The following is a 16,410-nucleotide window of genomic DNA, read 5'->3' on the forward strand; positions in this document are numbered from 1 at the left end:
ATGCCGCTCTACACCTTCGGCGGGAACCCCTCCGCCGTCCTGACTACACCGACCGGCGACATCGTCCCCAACTACGCCGTCACCGTTCGCGTGGCCGGCTCCGGCGCGCTCGTCTCCGCGCTGTACGAGATGGACGGCACCACGCCCATCGCGCAGCTCCGCACGAACAGCGCGGACTCCGACACCCCGGGCGCGATCCGGGCGTTCAAGGCCGCGGACGTGCTGGCGATCGAGTACGAGTACAACGGCCCCTCCGGCGACCCGGTGCTCTGGTACGAGCCGAGCCGCGAGGCCGTGACCGCCGCGCTGGTGGGCCTGAACTCCAAGCTCGACACCGCCGGCGGAACGGTCGCCGGCGACCTCGACGTCACCGGCACGCTCGACGTCGGCGAGCTCCTGGTGGGCGGCCAGCCGCTGGACGTCGGCGCCGACTGGACCCAGGCCGGCATGCACGTCCCGACCGCGGTCACCGGCGCCGCCATCCAGGCCGCCCTCACCGCCGCCAAGCTGGCCGGCGGCGGCTGGGTCATCGTGCCGCCCGGCGTCTACAACGTCAGCAGCCTGCCGCTGCGCATCTACGCCAACACCAGGCTGACGCTGTGCGATGGGGCGATCATTCGGCGGGCCGGAGCAGGAACGATGCTCCTCAACGGCGACGCCTCGCAGAACCTCGGCGGCTACACCGGGCAGGGCAACATCCTGATCGAGGGCGGGGTCTGGGACTCGAGGGCTGTCTCCTACCCGACGTCCGCGATGTGCATCAGCATCGGGCACGCCGAGGACGTCACGATCCGCGACACCACCATCAAGGACGTCTGCGGCTTCCACGGCATCGAGATGAACTCGACCAAGCGCGGCCGGATCATCAACGTGACCGCGCTCGGCTACCTCGACCCCGACGGCACCAGGACGTTCTCCGAGGCATTCCAGATCGACCTGGCCAAGGGCTCTTCGTATTTCGGCGGGTTCGGTCCGTACGACGACACCCCGTGCACGGACATCCTCGTCGAGGGCTGCAGCGTCGGCCCCTCCGGCACGTCCGGCACCACGTCCTGGCCGCGCGGCTTCGGCTCGCACTCCGCGTCCCCGTCCAAGCCCCACACGGACATCCGCGTGCGGGACTTCCGGTGCGAGGGACTCACCCAGTTCGCGGTCGGCGGCTACACGTGGCAGGACACCATCGTCTCCGGCCTGCAGCTCCGCAACTGCGGCGCGGGCGTACGCATGAGGACACTGGACTCCTCGAGCACCACGCACCGCACACCGGCCGGTGCGGGCTCGCCGTCCATCGCGGGCAGCCAGCCCCTGACGAGCATCGTTATCGACGACGTCACCATGACCGGCGGCGGCAGCTACGACGCCGCCGTGCGCGTCGAGGGCGAGGACACCGGCTACGTCGGCGGAGTCGTCATCTCGAACATCATCACGCGCGGGATCGGACAGCAGGCGCTGCGCCTGATCGACGTCGAGGACTACCTCGTCTCGAAGGTTGACGCCTACAACAGCGGGGCCACAGCGGTCAGTCAGCTCGGCACCCGCCGCGGGCTCCTCTCCCAGGTCCACGTCAACACGACCGCGGGCGCCGGCATCACGGTCGACTCGCGCTCCACCCTCGCCTCGACCGCGACGGACGTGGCGATCCGGCACTGCTCGGTCACCGCCGCGGCCGCCAACGGGTACCACATCTGGGACGGCACGGACGTCGTCGTCGAGGACTGCGACGCCTACGCGCTGACCGGTTTCGGAGTGCAGGTCTCCACCAGCACCGTGCGCCCGATCGTCCGCAACGTCCGCGTCAGGGACACCACCAGCACGGGCATCAACATCACGAACACCATCACCCAGCTGCGCCGCTCCGGAAACACCCCGGGCGCCGTGGTGGACGCGTCCGCGAACCCGATCACCAGCCCGTTCGACTCCGGGTACGGGTCCGTCGAGGACGCGCTCCGGCCGCCGGGCCGGTACGAGACGACCTCCCGGCTCCGCGTCGGGACGAGCAGCACGCCGACGTCGGGCACGCTGTACCTGACGCCGGTCTGGCTGCCCAAGGGCGCGGTCGTCAGCAACCTCGGGTTCGTGTCGGCCGGCACCGCCGCCGCGACGCCGACGAACTGGTGGTTCTCGCTGCACGACAGCAGCAAGAAGATGCTCGCCCGAACGGCCGACCAGACGACGACCGCGTGGGCGGCGAACACCGCCAAGAGCGTGGCGATCGCGCAGACCACGGCCGGAGCGGGCAGCAGCTACACCGCCACGTACACCGGGCTGCACTACATCGGCGTCATGATCAAGGCCACCACCGTGCCCTCCCTCGTCTCCGAGGGCTCCGTCGCCGACATCCTCGCCTCGGTCGCCCAGGGCTGGGGCGGCACCGACTCCGGCCTCTCCACCCCGCCCACCGTCTCCGGCACCGGCTTCACCGCCGGAGCCTTCGGCACCGGCAGCGGCATCTTGCTGTACGGCTACGCCACCTGACCCACCCCCCACACCCAGTCCCTGCCCCGCGCCCCAGGCCGGGGCCTTCCGCATGTCTGGAGCCCCATGACGAGAACAGGTCCACAGAAGATCCCCGGCGCCTCACAGGCGCACTTCTACGGCACCGGCCGCTACAGCGGGTCGGACATGGAAGTGAACTGCGGCGTGGCCCACACCACCGAGGGCCGCGACCTCCCCAGCTACAACGGCGGAGCCGAGGCCCCCACCGTGACCGGCCTGCCGGACTGCAAGGCGCGCAAGATCCGCTGGTACCAGCACTACGACGTGGACGAGTCCGCCCGCGCCCTGGTCAACAAGCTCGGCGGAGTCGAGACCAACACGGCGAACACGTTCCAGGTCGAGCTCGTCGGCACGTGCGACCCCAAGACCCGGGACGCCTGGGTCAAGGCCGGCCACCGCCAGGACGTGGACTTCATCTTCTGGCCGGAGGCGCCGGACTGGGCGCTCGCCGAGGTGGCCTGGCTGGTGCGCTGGCTGCACGACTACCACGCCGTCCCGCTCACATGCGTCAAGGACTGGCTCGCCTACGGCAAGGACAGCCGCCGCCCGGGCATCACCCCCGCCTCGTACGGCGCCAGCCCGGCCCGCATGACGATGACCGCCTGGCGCTCCTTCACCGGCTGGTGCGGACACCAGCACGTCCCGGAGAACGACCACGGCGACCCCGGGTCCATGAACTTCACGAGGGTCATCACCCTCGCCAAGGACACCACCGCACCGGCAGCACAGACGAGTGAGGAGCTCGACATGGACAAGACCCAGGTATTCGACGCGGTCTGGGACCAGGACAAGGCACCCGCCCCGGCGACGTCCCCGACCGTCAAGACCAACAAGTTCTGGAAGCCGCTCTCCTACCTGCAGGAGATCTACAACGGCATCACCGGCCTGCGGGCCGACCTCGCCGCACTCTCCAAGAAGGTCGACGCCCTCGGCAAGAAGTGAGGGCCGAGCCGAGGCCTTAGCTTTCGGCGCGATTTTATTCCGGGCTCTATGACACCCCAGGTCAGAGATGGTCTCCGGCCTGCCCAGCAGAAAGGGGGGCTGGCCCATGCCTGCCTCGCTGTTCCCGTCCGTGATGCGGACCGTCATCCCGCTCATAGCCGGATGGCTGCTCAGCCTCGCCGTCCAGGCCGGCGTCACCATCGACTCCGAGAGCGTCACCACGGCGGTCACGGTCGCCCTGGTCCTGGCCTACTACCTGGTGTTCAGGCTCCTCGAGGTCATCGGCACCAAGCTCCGCGGCACCGCGCTGCAGAAGGCCGCCGGGTTCCTCCTCGGGTGGGCGCGGCCGCCGGCCTACCCCGACACCGGCGGCGCGCTGCCGCCCGCTCCGGCAACCGGTGACGCGACCTTCATTCACTGACCTCAGCCGAACAGGAGGGGAGGGCCGTTGGCCGCAGACCTGCTGGGATTCAGACCTACCGACATCGGGGCCGCGGCCCTCGTCGGGCTCATCGTCCTCCTGGTCCTGCGGGGCCAACTCGTCCCGCGCCGCCAGCTCGAGGACCTCCGCGCCGACAAGGACCGCCAGATCGAGGACCTGCGCGGCGAGCGGGACACCTGGCGTGACGCGCACGCCGTCTCCGAGGAGGCACGCCGCGACGCGCAGGACCAGGCGGGCGAGCTCCTCGAGATGAGCAAGACCGCCGGGGCGTTCCTCGCCGCCCTGCCACGAGCGAGCCGGGGGGTGAGCACGAGTGCTGACCTGGATCAGACACCTGCTGCGCCGCCGCCATGACGAGGGAGCGGACCGCCCGGTGACCGAGGGACAGCGTGCAGCGAATGCGGCACTGGGCAGGGCGGAAGATGCGCGCGCCCGGATGCGCGCCCAGCGAGGAGAGGTACGCGCCGAAGCCGCCGGATGGCGGGCCCAGCGCGCACAGAACCACCTCGCTGAGCGGATCCGGGCAACCGTACTGGGAGGTGAGCTCAGGTGACCTTGGCCGAGGTCATGAACGCCTCCGTCTCGGGGCTGGTCGCCGTGTTCGCGGCGACCTTCCTGACGACCTACACCCGCCGCGCGCGCTGGGAAGACACCAGCATCGGGCGCTACTTCGTGGCCGCGGTGGCCACGGTGGGCCTGCTCGCTCTCTACACGGTGGTCATCATGCTCGTCGGACTCGACGGCACCGCGGCCACCGTGCTGCGAGTCTGCCGGTCAGTCCTGCTCCTGGGCATCGCCGGTCTGCTGCTGCAGGCCACCCGCGCCGTACGCAAGGCGTACCCGCGGCGCCGGAAACGGTAGCCAGCGATCACCGCACAAAGACGGCCCCCGTCCTCCGCCAGGAGGACGGGGGCCATTTCGTGCGTTACCCCGTCAGAGTTTCTTCGGTTCTATCCGCTGACTCCTGATCGGCAAGCCGCTAGCGTTCCTGCATTCGGACCACGGGTGGGGGGCACAAATAGCGTGTGGGATGCTCGCGATGCTGATGAGCGCTTCAATTTGATAGACGGGCTCTCGAGAGGGGGTGAATCATGAGCTTTCCAGTCGACCTCACAGCAGCTCTCAGCGGCGCCTCCGTCGCCCAGCTGCACAGCTGGAGACGAACCGACCTGCTCGTACCAGAGCTGCAGCAGAACCCCGTTCGTTACTCCTTCCGTGACGTCGTGGCCCTTCGGACATTCGTCTACCTGCGGAGCAAGCTGCCCCTGCAGCGCATCCGCAAGGCCATGGACCAACTGCGCAAGTGGGACCTGACGGAACACCCTGCGGCCTACGTCCTCGTCACCGAGGGTGACTCAGTCTTCCTCGTGCAGGAGGAGCGGACCATCGACCTCGTCCGTCACCCAGGACAAGAGACGATCTTCAGTCTCGCCAACGTCTTCGCTCCCTTCGAGAACATGCAGGGGCGAAGCGTCGCGGACTTCCGGCGCCCCCGCCCGAACCTCGAAGTAAAGGAAAACCGGCTCGGCGGCTGGCCCACCATCCAGGGAACACGCGTGCCGTACGACTCCGTAGCCAAACTGGTGGCCGGCGGCATCGAGCCGGCCGAGGTCAAGCGCTTCTACCCGACCGTCGAGGTCTCCGGAGCCGCAGACGCAGCCGACTTCCACCGTGAGGTCGTGCAGATCGGTGGTCGCGCTGCATGAGGTTCTTCCTGGACGAGAACGAGACCCCAGCCATCCTTCCACCGCTACGCACCGTCTTCTTCCACCACGAGTTCCTCACCGCGTTCGATGAGGGTCTCTCCGGCGTGCTCGACACGGAGTTGATCCACGAGGTCAGCAGCCGCGGGTTCGACGCGATCATGACCCAGGACCGGAACCAGCTGTCCAACCGCGAGGAACGGGATGCGCTGATAGAGACCGGACTCCACTGGATTGGGCACCGACAGCCCGACGCCGAAGGCCTTCTCTACATCGTCAACTCGACAGCCGCGTACTTGGCAGCCATGCCCCACATCCTGGATGAGATGAGCAACGTCACGGGCGCCCACGCCTTCCACGTGCGAAATCTGCCTCTGCAGAAGGGACAGCGGGTCACAGTAAGCCGCCTCAAGCTGTAGATCGAGTCAGGCGGCGGTCACGAGCTGACCTCGCATCGCCGCCGCCCACAGTACGAGCAGCTGCTCGTACTCCCTGCGCTGCTCGGCCGTCAGCCGTCCGCCGGCGCGCGTCCAGAGGTCGCGGATCTGCTCGTTGAGGATCTCGGCTGCAGACCGCGCGGAACCAGGGACGGTGACGTCGGGGGACATGCGACAAGAGTACGGTCCGCGACTGACAGCGGCGGGCGGCGCGTCAGCGCGGACCGACGACGGCCCGGCGGGCACGGTTGATCACGTTCTGCGCGTCGACCCCATACAGGGCGGACTCGCGAAGCGTGGCCCAGGTCCGGAGGTACGTATCCACGCTGCTCGAGTCGTCGACCCACAACTCCGCGTGCCAGTTCTCGACGATGACCTGCCGGTCGTCGTAGACCCAGAATGCCCCGGCCGGTGGGATCTTGATCGACGCCGACAGCGGGACGATGCCGAGCTCCACCGTGTCGAGGCCGACCGTTCCGGAGAGACGGTCCAGCTGGGCGGCTAGGACAGCGGGCGGGCACACGAGCGCGTGCAGCGCGGGCTCCCACAGGAGCAGGTGGAACCTCTTCGAGGAGTCGTAGAGGGCGTCCTGCCGGCGCATCCGGGAGCGGACAGCGTCCTCGGTGTCCCGGGGCGAGCGCTGCAGCTCGGCGTACCGGGTGAAGATGTGGCGCGCGTAGTCCGGGGTCTGCAGGATCCCGAAGATCATGGACGTCTCCCAGCCGCGGAACACGCTGGCGTCCGTGTGCGCGCCCAGGTGGGTGTCCTGCACGGCCCGGTGACCCGAGGCCAGCTGTCGCCGCCAGGACCGGATGTGGGACTCGAAGCCCCGCAGGCGGCCGAGGAGTTCGCTGTACGCCTCCGGCTGGCCGGTGGCATCGGCCCACATCCGGAGGTCGTCCGGGGTCGGTGTCTGCTTGCCGTTCTCGAGGCGGCTGACCTTGGACTTGTTCCAGCCGCGCTGCTCTGCGAGCTGTGCACCGGTGAGCCGGCCACCCGGGGCCGAGAGCCGCAACTCGCGCAACCGCAGCCCGAGCGCCTCGCGTGCCTGCTGGTAGTCCGTGCTCACCGGCGCCTCTCTCTTACTCCTTCGCGGACAGCTGCGCCGCGAACTCCTCGTATGGGACAGCGTGATGCATCGCTCCGTCCCGGGCCTGCGCGTACCGCAGGACTTCGGCGGGCTCCGTGATCAGCTCGACGTTCAGCAGCTGGTCGTCGTCATCGAAGTTGAGCCGGGCGACGAGGCGGGAGTCGAACAGCCAGAAGTCCTCGACCGGCAGCGCCAGCCGCTCGGCGTCGGCGCGCGAGAGGTTCGAGATCACCTCGCCGACGTAGCTGTTCCGGCGCGCGTTGTCGAGCAGGTACAACTGCCCCGGCGTCGGCGGCTGGTCCATGATGCGGACCCGCTCGAACCGCTTCCCCAGCGCGGTCTGCTGCCGCCGCTCCTCGCACCACTCGGCGTCCACGCCCTCCCAGTTCACCGGCTCACCGCGATAGAACGCGGCATAGGTGGGGGTGAGCTCGTCGGACGCGTAGCGACGGCGGGACTCGAGGCGCCAAGCGGTGTGCTTGAACTGCGTGAACAGCTGGTCGAACTCGTCGAGGCCGATGATGTTCGGCACGCGTTGGACCTCCTTGGGGCCGAAGTCGACGAGGAGCTCCCGGGGCACCACGATCGGCACCTCGCCCTCGTTGAGGTGGCGCAGCTGGCTGATGTCGGCCGGGTCGGTGAGCGCAGGCCCGTGCACGATCACCTCTCCGCTGTCGAGATCCTCGTGCACGGAGGGGCAGCCGTTGACCCCGCTGCCCGTGCCGTTGAAGCGCAGTCGACGCATGGTCAGTTCCTTTCACCGGAGGGCTGATCAGCACAGCCTGGCCGAGGTCGGCACTCCTCGTCTGCGGCTCGCTCCGCCTTTGTCCGCAACTTCGCGCAACCTGGCTGGTTCGTCAAGCAACTTCGCGCAACATCTGTGGCCGATCGCTGCTCCGGATTCCTACGGTCGAGACATGCCCCCAGCAACCGAGCTCCACGACGAACCGAGCGTTGACGCCTTCGCCGCGGTGGAGTCCCTCCGCGCCGCGCTCGACCGGTCCGGGATCGTGCTGCCGTCCCTGGCGGTCGACCACGCGATGCCTGCCTTGGCGCTCGTCGACCTCGGACGCATCCGGGCTGACGTGGCCATGCGACTGGCCGACGCACTCCAGCGAGGAGCAGCTGCATGAGCAGAACGACCGTAGACATCGCCCCGAAGGTCCTCGAGGTCCTGGCGCTCCCTGCACTCGACACCCTCAACGAGGACCGCGCCGCCGGCCGCGCCTGCGTGTGGGGCGGCGAACTCCTCACCATCGAAACCGCGGTCCATCTCGGCGAGCAACTGAGCCCCAACCCGTCCAGCACCTCAGTGATCGGGGAACGCTGGTTCCCCCGCGCCTGCTCGAGCTGCGTAACTGCCCGCGCTCAACAGGGCATGTTCGCTCACTGCTCCACATGCCCCGACTGCGCCGCCGAGGCCGGCCGCTGCGAGACCGGCCGCGGCCTGTACCGGCTGATGCGCCAGTGGCGGCACTCGTGAAGTGCGGACTCTGCGCTCGCACCATCAGGCCGGACGAGTCCTCGGAGGCCCGCGTGTGGGTGACCGACTCGTCAGGGGGCATGGCGGGCAGAGCCCACGTCGAATGCCCGCCCGACGACGAGGAGGAGTGACAGCGATGAACTGCGCACGCTGCGACCGGCCCATCCTGCCCGGTCAACCGAGCACCACGTTTCCTGTCGACTCTGCGTCCGCCGGCGGCGCCGACGTCACCGTTCACGCCGAGCTGTGCGACATGCCCGCCCACCAGACGGCACCGGACCTGACCGGATCGCAGATCTACGCGGCACAACTCCGGGCGGCGGCCGCCCGTGTGAGCCGGTACGCACCATGACTCCCGCACCCGGCAGCTATCACCGACGTGCCGGGCGTGGGTTCGTTGGCGGCCGCCCTTGCTCCCCCGCCGGGGCGGCCGTTCAGCGAAGGAGGTCAGCGATCGGGACATCGAGCACTCGGGCGATGCGCAGGAGCGTGGAGATCCGCGCGTCCTCGCCGGCCTCGACGCGCTGCAGAGTCCAGCGGGTGATGCCGGCCTCGAGGTGGAGCCACTCCTGGGTTCTGTTCTGCCGGAGTCGCTCTGTGCGGATGCGGGCGCCGAACTCACGGCGGCGAGCGGCGATCCACTCGTCATCGGTCTCGGGTCCGTCGTGCACTGAGACACCGTGAGCCAACAAGATCGAAAAGTCTGCCCAAGGTATTGGCCATTGTGTGATCATGCTCAGCATCGGGCACCAGGCGATCACTCGAAATGAACTCCGCGTCGACATGGGCGATGTGCACGCCCGACGCGGGCAGAGAGCGGCCGGATGGCGTACGTGTCTCCGCACTATCCAGCCGTTAGACGCCACGACTTGGTCAAAGCGTCCCGCCCCGAGAGCCGTGCGCCCTCGGGGCGGTTTACTTTGTACGCAGAAGGCCCCCCGCCGACAACAGCAGCGGGGGGCCTCTTCCTGTGTAGGCCGGCCTCCCCGCCGGGCGCCACACAGGGCATACGAGAGGCGTGTCTCAGGCACGCGCGGGGAGGCGTTCCTGCCCCTCTCGTCCGCGCTACTTTACGTGCCGATTGAACATAGTCCAGTCCCTCGTACGGGTGATGATCCGACAGGCTTCGGTGGGGATGTGGACTCGATGTGGACTCCGACAGCAAGAGAGGCCCTACCGGGTTTCCCCGGTAGGGCCTCTGACCTGCTAACTATTCTGGTGGGCGCGGACGGTTTCGAACCGCCGACATCCGCCTTGTAAGGGCGGCGCTCTACCCCTGAGCTACGCGCCCAGAACGAGTCGACAGCCTACATTGCCGGGGGGCCTGACCCGCAAACCCGTATCCGGGGCACGCGGCGGAGGTGTTCCGGGCCGGGGGTTATCCCCACCCCGTATCCGGGAGCGGCCCGGATGGGTCCTGGGCGTGGGCCCCCCTACCTTCGAAGTGGCTTCGTGGACCGGGTCCGGTCGAGGGTGCGGAGCGACTCGCAGACCGTTTCAGGGGGAGATCACCATGGCTCGTACACCTGCCCGTGCCCGGACCCTTCGTGCCGCCGGCGTCGGGGGTGTCGTGCTGGCGGTCGTCGCCGTCGCCACCGCGTGCGGCGCGTCCGCCGGGGACGACAAGGACCCCGACCACCGTTCCTTCGGGCTGCACGGCCGGACCCTGACCGTCGACTCGGACGACTCCGCGCTCGATCTCGTCGTGTCGGACTCCGCGAAGTCGGACGAGGTCCAGGTCACCCGGTGGTTCCAGGGCCACGTCACCGTCGGCGGGGACCCGAAGGTGACCTGGGCCATGAAGGGCGACGACCGGCTCGTCCTGCGGATGAAGTGCTCCGGCGTGATCGCCGACTGCTCCGCCCGCCACCGGATCGTCGTGCCGCGCGGCGTCGCCGTGAAGGTGCGGGACGGGGACGGCGGCGTGAGCGCCCGGGGCTTCGCCGAAGCCCTGACCATCCGTACGGCCGACGGATCCGTGCGGGTCAGTGACTCCTCGGGGCCGCTCGACCTGCGCAGCGCCGACGGCTCCATCCAGGCGCTCGGCGTGGACGCCCGGAACGTGCGCGCCCGTACCGAGGACGGCTCCGTACGGCTCGAACTCGCCTCCGTACCCGATCTGGTGGACTCCCGGACCGCCGACGGCTCCGTGTCGATCGTGCTGCCCCACGCCGGCTACCGCGTGACCACGGGCAGCGGTGACGGCTCGGTCCACGTGGACGTGCCGCGTGACGCCTCCAGCACGCACCGTGTCTCGGCTCACACGGGCGATGGAAAGATCACGGTGCGAACCGCGAACTGACCGGCCCGTGTGTTCGTCCCTAACCGGTGGGAGAATGACAGCCGGGTAAGCGGATGACAGCACGGGAGAGGGATGTGACGGCGACACCTTCGCGGCCGTACTCGCCGTTCGCGCGATCAGCGCGGCCGGCCCACCCCCTTCCCGTCAGGCAGGGCCCCCCGCCGACAGGGCCGGTGCCCGCGCAGCGCGACCGCGCGGAGGACGCCGGCTCCACGCAGGCGCACCGGTCCGGTGCGCGGCGGTCGGGTACCCAAAAGCCCGGTGCGCACCAGTCCAGTACGTCCGGTGCGTCCGGTGCGTCGGCGGCCGGGCCCGTATCCAGCCCGCACGGCCCCGTCCCGGCGATCCCCCCTTCGGAGCCCTCCACGCCCACCACTCGCTCCTCCGGCTCCTTCGCCGCCGCCCGTGACCTGCTCGCCGTCGTCGCCCTCCCCGTGCTCGCCGCACTCGTCCTGCCCGCGGCCTTCGCCGGGGGCGGTACGCGGCGCTGGTTCGGCGGGCGGGCCGAGGGGCAGCGGGCCGAGGCGCAGGCCGCGAAGGACGCCGCCGCCGCCGCGTTCTACGAGCTCGACACCGCCCAGCGCGACCTGCGCATCTCGATCGAGACGATCACGGCCGTGGACGACTCCCCGGCCGCCCGGCGCGCGGTCTCCGACTTCGAGGCACTGGGGCGGCGCATCGACGAGGCCAGCCAGAAGTACATCACCGCCGTCGACGCCCACGATCTGGACCGCGACGAGCTGGAGGCGTCGGTCGCCGCCCGGGCCCGTACCGAGCTGACGGCCGCCAAGGACGAGCTGGGCCGGGTGAAGACCGAACTGGACCGGTTCGAGCAGGGACTCGGTCCGCTGCTCGGCAAGGCCGAGACCCAGCTCGCCCGGCTCGCCCCGGCCGTCGAGCGCGCCCGGCAGTCCCTCCTCGCCGCGTCGAACGCTCTGGACGCGGTACGGCAGTCGGGGCTCCGGGCCGACGACCTCGCCGCCCGGCTGGCCACGCTCGGCCCCGAGCTGACCAAGCTCAACCAGGGTGCGGGGCAGCACGGTGTGCCGGAGACGCTGGAGCGTGCCGAGCGGGTCTCCCGGGAGGCCGGGGCGGTACGGGCGGAGGCGGAGCGGCTGCCGGAGCGGGCCGCGGAGATCGACCACCGGCTGGTGTCGCTGCGGACCCGCGCCCAGTCGCTGACGACCCGGGCCGGGCAGGTGGAACCGGTGCTGAGCGAGCTGCGGCGCCGGTTCTCCGCGGCCTGCTGGCAGGACCTCCAGCACGTGCCGGACGCGGCCGAGGAGAACGTACGGCAGGCCGAGGCGAAGCTGAAGGAGGCCAGGGCGGCGCGGGAGGCGCAGCGCTGGCCGGACGCGACCGCGCTGCTGGCGACGGTGCGCGCGCTGCTCAACAACACGGACGAGGCCGTTTCGGCGGCGGGTGACCGGCTGCGGCGGCTGAACGCCGTGCAGAAGGATCCGCAGGCGGAGATCGACCGGACCCGTTTCGCGATCCGGGACGCGCAGCGGCTGGCCATGGCGGGCCGCAGCACTCCCGATCCGCGTCAGGCGCGCCCGCTGGACGAGTCCGTCGCCCGGCTGGACCGGGCCGTCGCCACGCTGGAGGGGCGTCACCCCGACTACTGGCACTTCCTGACCGAGACGGAGGCCGTGCGGCAGACGGTGGCCGGGGTCGTCTCCCAGATCCGCGAGGAGCGCGGGGGCGTCTGAGCAGGCCGGGACCGGTCAGCCCCGGGACACCGAGTCCCGGTCCGCCGGAAACGGCCGCCGGCGGCTGGTCCCGCCCGTGACTCCGTAGCCTCGGCCCGCCGCGCGCGGGATGCTCCCCGGCCGCCCGCCACGGGACCCCGCATCCGCCCTCGGGGGTCCACCCCCCACCCGTCCCTTTACACATTCTCCGCAACTGTGTCGGGTTGGCGAAGAGTTGGGCCGGAGTGCAACCGAGTCCCTTATGTCCGAGGTAAGTTGATGTTCAAAGTCGCCGGGGCGACCTCGTGGGCGTCGTTGCGACCGGCTACTTCACGACCGTCGACCAGTCCGGCGACTGGGCCGGGTCGAGGCTGCGCAGGCGCTCCAGGGTCTCCGGCTTCTGCACGTCGAGCCAGTCGGTCAGTTCACGGAAGGACACACAGCGGACGCCCTTCTTCGTGCACACGTTCTTGATGACCTGGTCGATGGACTTCATGTAGATGCCGCCGTTCCAGTCCTCGAAGTGGTTGCCGATGAACAGGGGCGCCCGGCTGCCGTAGTAGACCCGGTCGAAACCGGCCATGTACGACTTGACGGTCTCCTGTTCCCACTGCGGGTACTGGGCCGGATCTCCGTCGGTCTCGCCGTCGGACTGGTTGTAGAGGAAGTTGAAGTCCATGGACAGGCCTTGGTACTTGCCGTTCTCGTAGGGGAGCATCTGGAGCGGGAAGTCCCAGACGCCCTCCTTCTTGGCGGGCCATATCTGGAAGTCCCCGGCCGAGCTGGCGTCGTAGCGCCAGTCGTACTTCTTCGCCGTGGCCTTCATCGCCTTGAGCAGGTTCTTCTGGCCTTCGAGGCAGGGGGCACGACCGCCGCTGATGGCCTTCGCCGGGTCGAAGGGGAGGGCCGGCAGATCGCTGTAGCCGGTGTTGGTCTTCCACTTCTCGACGAAGGAGAAGAACTGGTTGATCTCGCTCTCCCACTCCTCGACGCTCCAGTCCCCGCCGCCCTTGTCGCCGCAGAAGTGGCCGTTGAAGTGGGTGCCGATCTCGTTGCCGGCCTTCCACGCCTTGCCGAGTTCGGCGAGCGTGGTGCGGATGTGCTCGTCGGTGGGGTAGCTGATCGCCGCCGCGCCCGGGTTGTGCATCGGAGGTTCGTAGAGCGTCTTCTTGTCCTTGGGCAGCAGGTAGATACCGGTCAGGAAGAACGTCATGTGGGCGTTGTACTGCTCGGCCATCTCCCGGTAGTGGGAGAACAGTTTGTCGTCGCCCTGGAGGGCGCCGTCCCAGGAGAAGACGACGAACTGGGGCGGCTTCTCACCGGGCTTGAGCGGTACGGCCTTCAACTCGCCCTTCTGCGGGCCCGTGTAGGACGTGGAGCCGTCGCCGAGGATCTTCGTCTTTCCGTCCCACGCCGGTTCCTTCTTCGCCTTGGCGGCGTCGTCGGAGGCGTGCACCCCGGCGGAGCCCGCCGGGGTGGTGCTGTCCGTGTTCAGGGCCAGGTAGGTGGCGGTCAGGGACGTGACGACGAGGAACGCCGTCATGGCCGCGAAGCTTTGGCGTGCCGAGGCGGCGGCAGAAGGCTGTTCGGGCTCCCGGCGTCGGCGCCGGCTGTGCTTCGAGTTCATACGGGGCACATTCTGCGAGGGGGGTCTGAGGAAGGGGACGCGGCCGGACGGCGGCCGTCGGAGGGGGCCGGTCCGGACGGCCGGCCGACGGGGTCAGCGCAGCGGACTCATCGCGCCGGACCAGATGCCGTACGGGACGTCGGTCTCGGGTGTGCCGGCGATCCCTTCGAGGGGAAGCGGTTCGAGGCTCTTGGACAGGTCGATGCGGTAGAGGACCACCGCGGTCGAGACGTCGCGGTTCGTGCCGACATACCAGGCCGCCTTGTCGTCCTGCGTCGTGCCCTTCTTGCCCGCCACCTGCGCCGTGGTGGTTGCGGCGCCCGGTTGGGCGGTGCGGAAGGAGTCGGAGAGCGCCTCCGTGACCTCGCGGGCCACCTCCGCGCTCATCGCGCGATGGGGCGCCGGGGTGTCCAGGGTGACGCGGTAGCCGTTGCGGGTGATGCGGCGCACCGAGTACGGCTCGGTGTGCGTCCCGTCCGCGGCGAAGGTGGCGTACGCGTTGGCCATGCGGATCGCGCTGGGTGTGGAGCTGCCCAGCGACAGGGTGGGTACCTGGGGTCCGATGCTGGAGGAGAGCAGGCCCGAGGCCTCGGCGGTCGCGCGCACCTTGTCCAGGCCGGTGTCCATGCCGAGCTGCATGAACGGGGTGTTCACGGACGCGGCGAGCGCCTGGCGCAGCGTGACCTGTCCGTGGTCCTTCTTCCCGTCGTTGTGGGCGGCGACCTTCTTGCCGCTGCGGTCCCAGTAGGGGCCCTCCGGGGTGCTGACCGGGATGCCGTCGTTGCCGTCGTACACGGACTCGGGGGTGACCGGTGTGGCCGGGCCCTCGCGGGTCTTGTGGACGCCGTGTTGCAGCCCCGCCGCGTAGACGAACGGCAGGAAGGCCGAACCGGCGGGCACGGTGGTCGCGTTGGACTCGTTGTAGCCCTGCGTACGGTGGTCGGGGCCGCCGTAGACGGCGAGGATCCGTCCGTCGTCGGCGATCGAGGCGGCGCCGTAGTGGGCGTTCTTCGCCTTGTCCGGGTCGTCCTTCTTCGCCTTGGCGCGGGCCTCGGTCACGGTGTCGGTGAGCGTCTTCTCCCGCTTGCGGTCGAAGGTCGTGTAGATCTGGTAGCCGCCGAGGTCGAAGTCGCGGTCGGAGATGTGCCCGGCCTTCTTCGCGTACTGGGTCGCCAGCTCGACCAGGTAGTCGCTCTGCTTTCCGGTGTCGAACGCCCGCCCCTGCTTGAGCGGTTCGGGGAACTTCGTGTAGGTGGCCCGCTCGGAGGCGGACAGCTTGCCCGTCTTGACCATCCGGTCGAGGATCCAGGACCAGCGCTCCACGGCCCGCTTGTGGTTGGCCTCGCTCAGGGTGGGGTCGTAGAGGCCCGCGCCCTTGAGGAGCGAGGCGAGGAACGCGCCCTCGCTGGCGTTGAGGCGGCTCACGTCCTTGCCGTAATAGGCCTGGGAGGCCCGCTGGAGACCGTAGGTGCCGCGCCCGAACCAGCTGGTGTTGAGGTACCCCTCCAGGATCTTGTCCTTGCTCATCTTGTTGTCGAGCTTGAGGGAGATCATGGCTTCGGTGAACTTGCGGCTCACCGAACGGTTCTGGTTCAGGTAGACGTTCTTGACGTACTGCTGGGTGATCGTCGAGCCGCCCTGGGTGTCGCCCTGGCCGACCGTGCGCACCAGGGCGCGGGTGATGCCCTTGACGGAGATGCCGGGGTCGGAGTAGAAGCTCTCGTTCTCCGCCGCGAGGACGGCCGAGCGGACGTCCGGCGGGATGTCCTTGAGCGGCATGGCCTGGCGGCGCACCCAGCCGGTACGGGCCATGGGGGTGCCGTCGGCCCAGAAGTAGACGTTGTCCTGCTGGGTCGCGTACGTGTTGAGGTTCTGCGGGATGTCCGTCGCGGCGTAGGCGATGACCAACAGCGAGCCGCTCAGGCCGATGGAGAGCGCGAAGGCGCCGAGCCACTGGCGCCAGGAGGGCATCCAGCGTCGCCAGCCCGCCCGGCCCGGTCGCGGGTAGGCGGGCTTGAGGCGGCGGCCGAGGGGCGCGAGGGGTGCGAGGCGGGTGGCCAGCCGGGACAGCGGGGTGGGCTGCGGCTTGCGGCGGGTGCCGCCGGGGCGGTGCGCTCCGATCGGGTCAACCACGGCGCGCTCCGGCGCGTGGGCGGCCCGTGGACAAGGGATGCCGGGCATCGTTTCGATGCCAAGT

At 69.6% G+C, this 16,410-nt stretch carries 18 protein-coding genes and 1 tRNA gene; 12 read left to right on the top strand and 7 right to left on the bottom strand.

The features are described 5' to 3' along the window. From B0675_RS02365 to B0675_RS02395, 7 genes are all read left to right on the top strand, one after another. The gene (locus B0675_RS02365; RefSeq protein WP_081217065.1) at nucleotides 1-2,475 is read left to right on the top strand and encodes a right-handed parallel beta-helix repeat-containing protein; all 2,475 of its coding nucleotides are present in this window, start codon (nucleotides 1-3) and stop codon (nucleotides 2,473-2,475) included. Between the two features lie 66 nt (nucleotides 2,476-2,541). Beyond that, nucleotides 2,542-3,438: a hypothetical protein gene (locus tag B0675_RS02370; protein WP_179165225.1), complete on the top strand. Its 897-nt coding sequence runs from the start codon at nucleotides 2,542-2,544 to the stop codon at nucleotides 3,436-3,438. A gap of 106 nt (nucleotides 3,439-3,544) precedes the next feature. Next, on the top strand, nucleotides 3,545-3,859 hold the full coding sequence (locus tag B0675_RS02375; protein ID WP_179165226.1) for a hypothetical protein: 315 nt from the start codon (nucleotides 3,545-3,547) through the stop codon (nucleotides 3,857-3,859). A 27-nt stretch (nucleotides 3,860-3,886) separates the two neighbouring features. Next, nucleotides 3,887-4,234 (top strand): hypothetical protein, encoded by a 348-nt coding sequence (locus B0675_RS02380; protein WP_081217066.1) that lies wholly within the window; start codon nucleotides 3,887-3,889, stop codon nucleotides 4,232-4,234. 195 nt (nucleotides 4,235-4,429) lie between these two features. After that, nucleotides 4,430-4,741 carry a hypothetical protein gene (locus B0675_RS02385; protein ID WP_081217067.1) on the top strand — a complete coding sequence of 104 codons (312 nt, stop codon included), beginning with the start codon at nucleotides 4,430-4,432 and terminating at the stop codon, nucleotides 4,739-4,741. Nucleotides 4,742-4,971: 230 nt separating this feature from the next. Then, nucleotides 4,972-5,586, top strand: coding sequence for a DUF433 domain-containing protein (locus B0675_RS02390; RefSeq protein ID WP_107482544.1), 615 nt, complete (start codon nucleotides 4,972-4,974; stop codon nucleotides 5,584-5,586). Then, nucleotides 5,583-6,002 carry a hypothetical protein gene (locus B0675_RS02395; RefSeq protein WP_081217068.1) on the top strand — a complete coding sequence of 140 codons (420 nt, stop codon included), beginning with the start codon at nucleotides 5,583-5,585 and terminating at the stop codon, nucleotides 6,000-6,002. The genes B0675_RS02390 and B0675_RS02395 overlap by 4 nt, the downstream gene beginning before the upstream one ends. A gap of 6 nt (nucleotides 6,003-6,008) precedes the next feature. Here B0675_RS02395 and B0675_RS02400 read toward each other — a convergent pair whose 3' ends face one another. From B0675_RS02400 to B0675_RS02410, 3 genes are read right to left on the bottom strand one after another with little or no spacing between them, the layout of a single operon-like run. Further along, complete coding sequence (locus tag B0675_RS02400; protein ID WP_081217069.1) at nucleotides 6,009-6,191, bottom strand: hypothetical protein; 183 nt, start codon at nucleotides 6,189-6,191, stop codon at nucleotides 6,009-6,011. Between the two features lie 43 nt (nucleotides 6,192-6,234). Continuing rightward, a complete protein-coding gene (locus B0675_RS02405; protein ID WP_081217070.1) occupies nucleotides 6,235-7,089 on the bottom strand; it encodes a helix-turn-helix transcriptional regulator in 855 nt (284 codons plus the stop codon). 13 nt (nucleotides 7,090-7,102) lie between these two features. Then, on the bottom strand, nucleotides 7,103-7,855 hold the full coding sequence (locus B0675_RS02410) for a DUF6879 family protein (RefSeq protein ID WP_081217071.1): 753 nt from the start codon (nucleotides 7,853-7,855) through the stop codon (nucleotides 7,103-7,105). Between the two features lie 172 nt (nucleotides 7,856-8,027). On the opposite strand from B0675_RS02410, the gene B0675_RS02415 reads away from it, so the two are divergent. From B0675_RS02415 to B0675_RS02425, 3 genes are all read left to right on the top strand, one after another. Beyond that, nucleotides 8,028-8,243: a hypothetical protein gene (locus B0675_RS02415; protein WP_081217072.1), complete on the top strand. Its 216-nt coding sequence runs from the start codon at nucleotides 8,028-8,030 to the stop codon at nucleotides 8,241-8,243. Beyond that, complete coding sequence (locus tag B0675_RS02420; RefSeq protein WP_081217073.1) at nucleotides 8,240-8,593, top strand: hypothetical protein; 354 nt, start codon at nucleotides 8,240-8,242, stop codon at nucleotides 8,591-8,593. The genes B0675_RS02415 and B0675_RS02420 overlap by 4 nt, the downstream gene beginning before the upstream one ends. A 136-nt stretch (nucleotides 8,594-8,729) precedes the next feature. Then, a complete protein-coding gene (locus B0675_RS02425) occupies nucleotides 8,730-8,945 on the top strand; it encodes a hypothetical protein (protein ID WP_081217074.1) in 216 nt (71 codons plus the stop codon). A gap of 82 nt (nucleotides 8,946-9,027) precedes the next feature. On the opposite strand, the gene B0675_RS02430 is transcribed toward B0675_RS02425, so the two are convergent. Both B0675_RS02430 and B0675_RS02435 read right to left on the bottom strand, forming a co-directional pair. Next, the gene (locus tag B0675_RS02430) at nucleotides 9,028-9,264 is read right to left on the bottom strand and encodes a helix-turn-helix transcriptional regulator (RefSeq protein ID WP_241539680.1); all 237 of its coding nucleotides are present in this window, start codon (nucleotides 9,262-9,264) and stop codon (nucleotides 9,028-9,030) included. A gap of 545 nt (nucleotides 9,265-9,809) precedes the next feature. Next, nucleotides 9,810-9,884: transfer RNA gene (locus tag B0675_RS02435), tRNA-Val, on the bottom strand. Nucleotides 9,885-10,106: 222 nt separating this feature from the next. On the opposite strand from B0675_RS02435, the gene B0675_RS02440 reads away from it, so the two are divergent. Together B0675_RS02440 and B0675_RS02445 are read left to right on the top strand one after the other, a co-directional pair. Next, nucleotides 10,107-10,895 carry a DUF4097 family beta strand repeat-containing protein gene (locus B0675_RS02440; protein WP_081217075.1) on the top strand — a complete coding sequence of 263 codons (789 nt, stop codon included), beginning with the start codon at nucleotides 10,107-10,109 and terminating at the stop codon, nucleotides 10,893-10,895. A 344-nt stretch (nucleotides 10,896-11,239) separates the two neighbouring features. Then, the gene (locus B0675_RS02445) at nucleotides 11,240-12,607 is read left to right on the top strand and encodes a hypothetical protein (protein WP_081221547.1); all 1,368 of its coding nucleotides are present in this window, start codon (nucleotides 11,240-11,242) and stop codon (nucleotides 12,605-12,607) included. A 304-nt stretch (nucleotides 12,608-12,911) separates the two neighbouring features. Here B0675_RS02445 and B0675_RS02450 read toward each other — a convergent pair whose 3' ends face one another. Together B0675_RS02450 and B0675_RS02455 are read right to left on the bottom strand one after the other, a co-directional pair. Continuing rightward, complete coding sequence (locus B0675_RS02450) at nucleotides 12,912-14,129, bottom strand: hypothetical protein (protein ID WP_107482742.1); 1,218 nt, start codon at nucleotides 14,127-14,129, stop codon at nucleotides 12,912-12,914. Between the two features lie 177 nt (nucleotides 14,130-14,306). After that, nucleotides 14,307-16,346 (bottom strand): transglycosylase domain-containing protein, encoded by a 2,040-nt coding sequence (locus B0675_RS02455; protein WP_241539681.1) that lies wholly within the window; start codon nucleotides 16,344-16,346, stop codon nucleotides 14,307-14,309. Nucleotides 16,347-16,410: the final 64 nt, after the last annotated feature.

This window comes from Streptomyces sp. M41(2017) (assembly GCF_002078175.1).
Classification (GTDB): Bacteria; Actinomycetota; Actinomycetes; order Streptomycetales; family Streptomycetaceae; genus Streptomyces.

Excerpts from the sequence above, each read along its gene's own strand:
- B0675_RS02365 (WP_081217065.1), top strand. The coding sequence starts at position 1 with ATGCCGCTCTACACCTTCGGCGGGAACCCCTCCGCCGTCCTGACTACA.
- B0675_RS02370 (WP_179165225.1), top strand. The coding sequence starts at position 2,542 with ATGACGAGAACAGGTCCACAGAAGATCCCCGGCGCCTCACAGGCGCAC.
- B0675_RS02375 (WP_179165226.1), top strand. The coding sequence starts at position 3,545 with ATGCCTGCCTCGCTGTTCCCGTCCGTGATGCGGACCGTCATCCCGCTC.
- B0675_RS02390 (WP_107482544.1), top strand. The coding sequence starts at position 4,972 with ATGAGCTTTCCAGTCGACCTCACAGCAGCTCTCAGCGGCGCCTCCGTC.
- B0675_RS02395 (WP_081217068.1), top strand. The coding sequence starts at position 5,583 with ATGAGGTTCTTCCTGGACGAGAACGAGACCCCAGCCATCCTTCCACCG.
- B0675_RS02400 (WP_081217069.1), bottom strand. The coding sequence starts at position 6,191 with ATGTCCCCCGACGTCACCGTCCCTGGTTCCGCGCGGTCTGCAGCCGAG.
- B0675_RS02410 (WP_081217071.1), bottom strand. The coding sequence starts at position 7,855 with ATGCGTCGACTGCGCTTCAACGGCACGGGCAGCGGGGTCAACGGCTGC.
- B0675_RS02415 (WP_081217072.1), top strand. The coding sequence starts at position 8,028 with ATGCCCCCAGCAACCGAGCTCCACGACGAACCGAGCGTTGACGCCTTC.
- B0675_RS02420 (WP_081217073.1), top strand. The coding sequence starts at position 8,240 with ATGAGCAGAACGACCGTAGACATCGCCCCGAAGGTCCTCGAGGTCCTG.
- B0675_RS02425 (WP_081217074.1), top strand. The coding sequence starts at position 8,730 with ATGAACTGCGCACGCTGCGACCGGCCCATCCTGCCCGGTCAACCGAGC.
- B0675_RS02440 (WP_081217075.1), top strand. The coding sequence starts at position 10,107 with ATGGCTCGTACACCTGCCCGTGCCCGGACCCTTCGTGCCGCCGGCGTC.
- B0675_RS02450 (WP_107482742.1), bottom strand. The coding sequence starts at position 14,129 with ATGACGGCGTTCCTCGTCGTCACGTCCCTGACCGCCACCTACCTGGCC.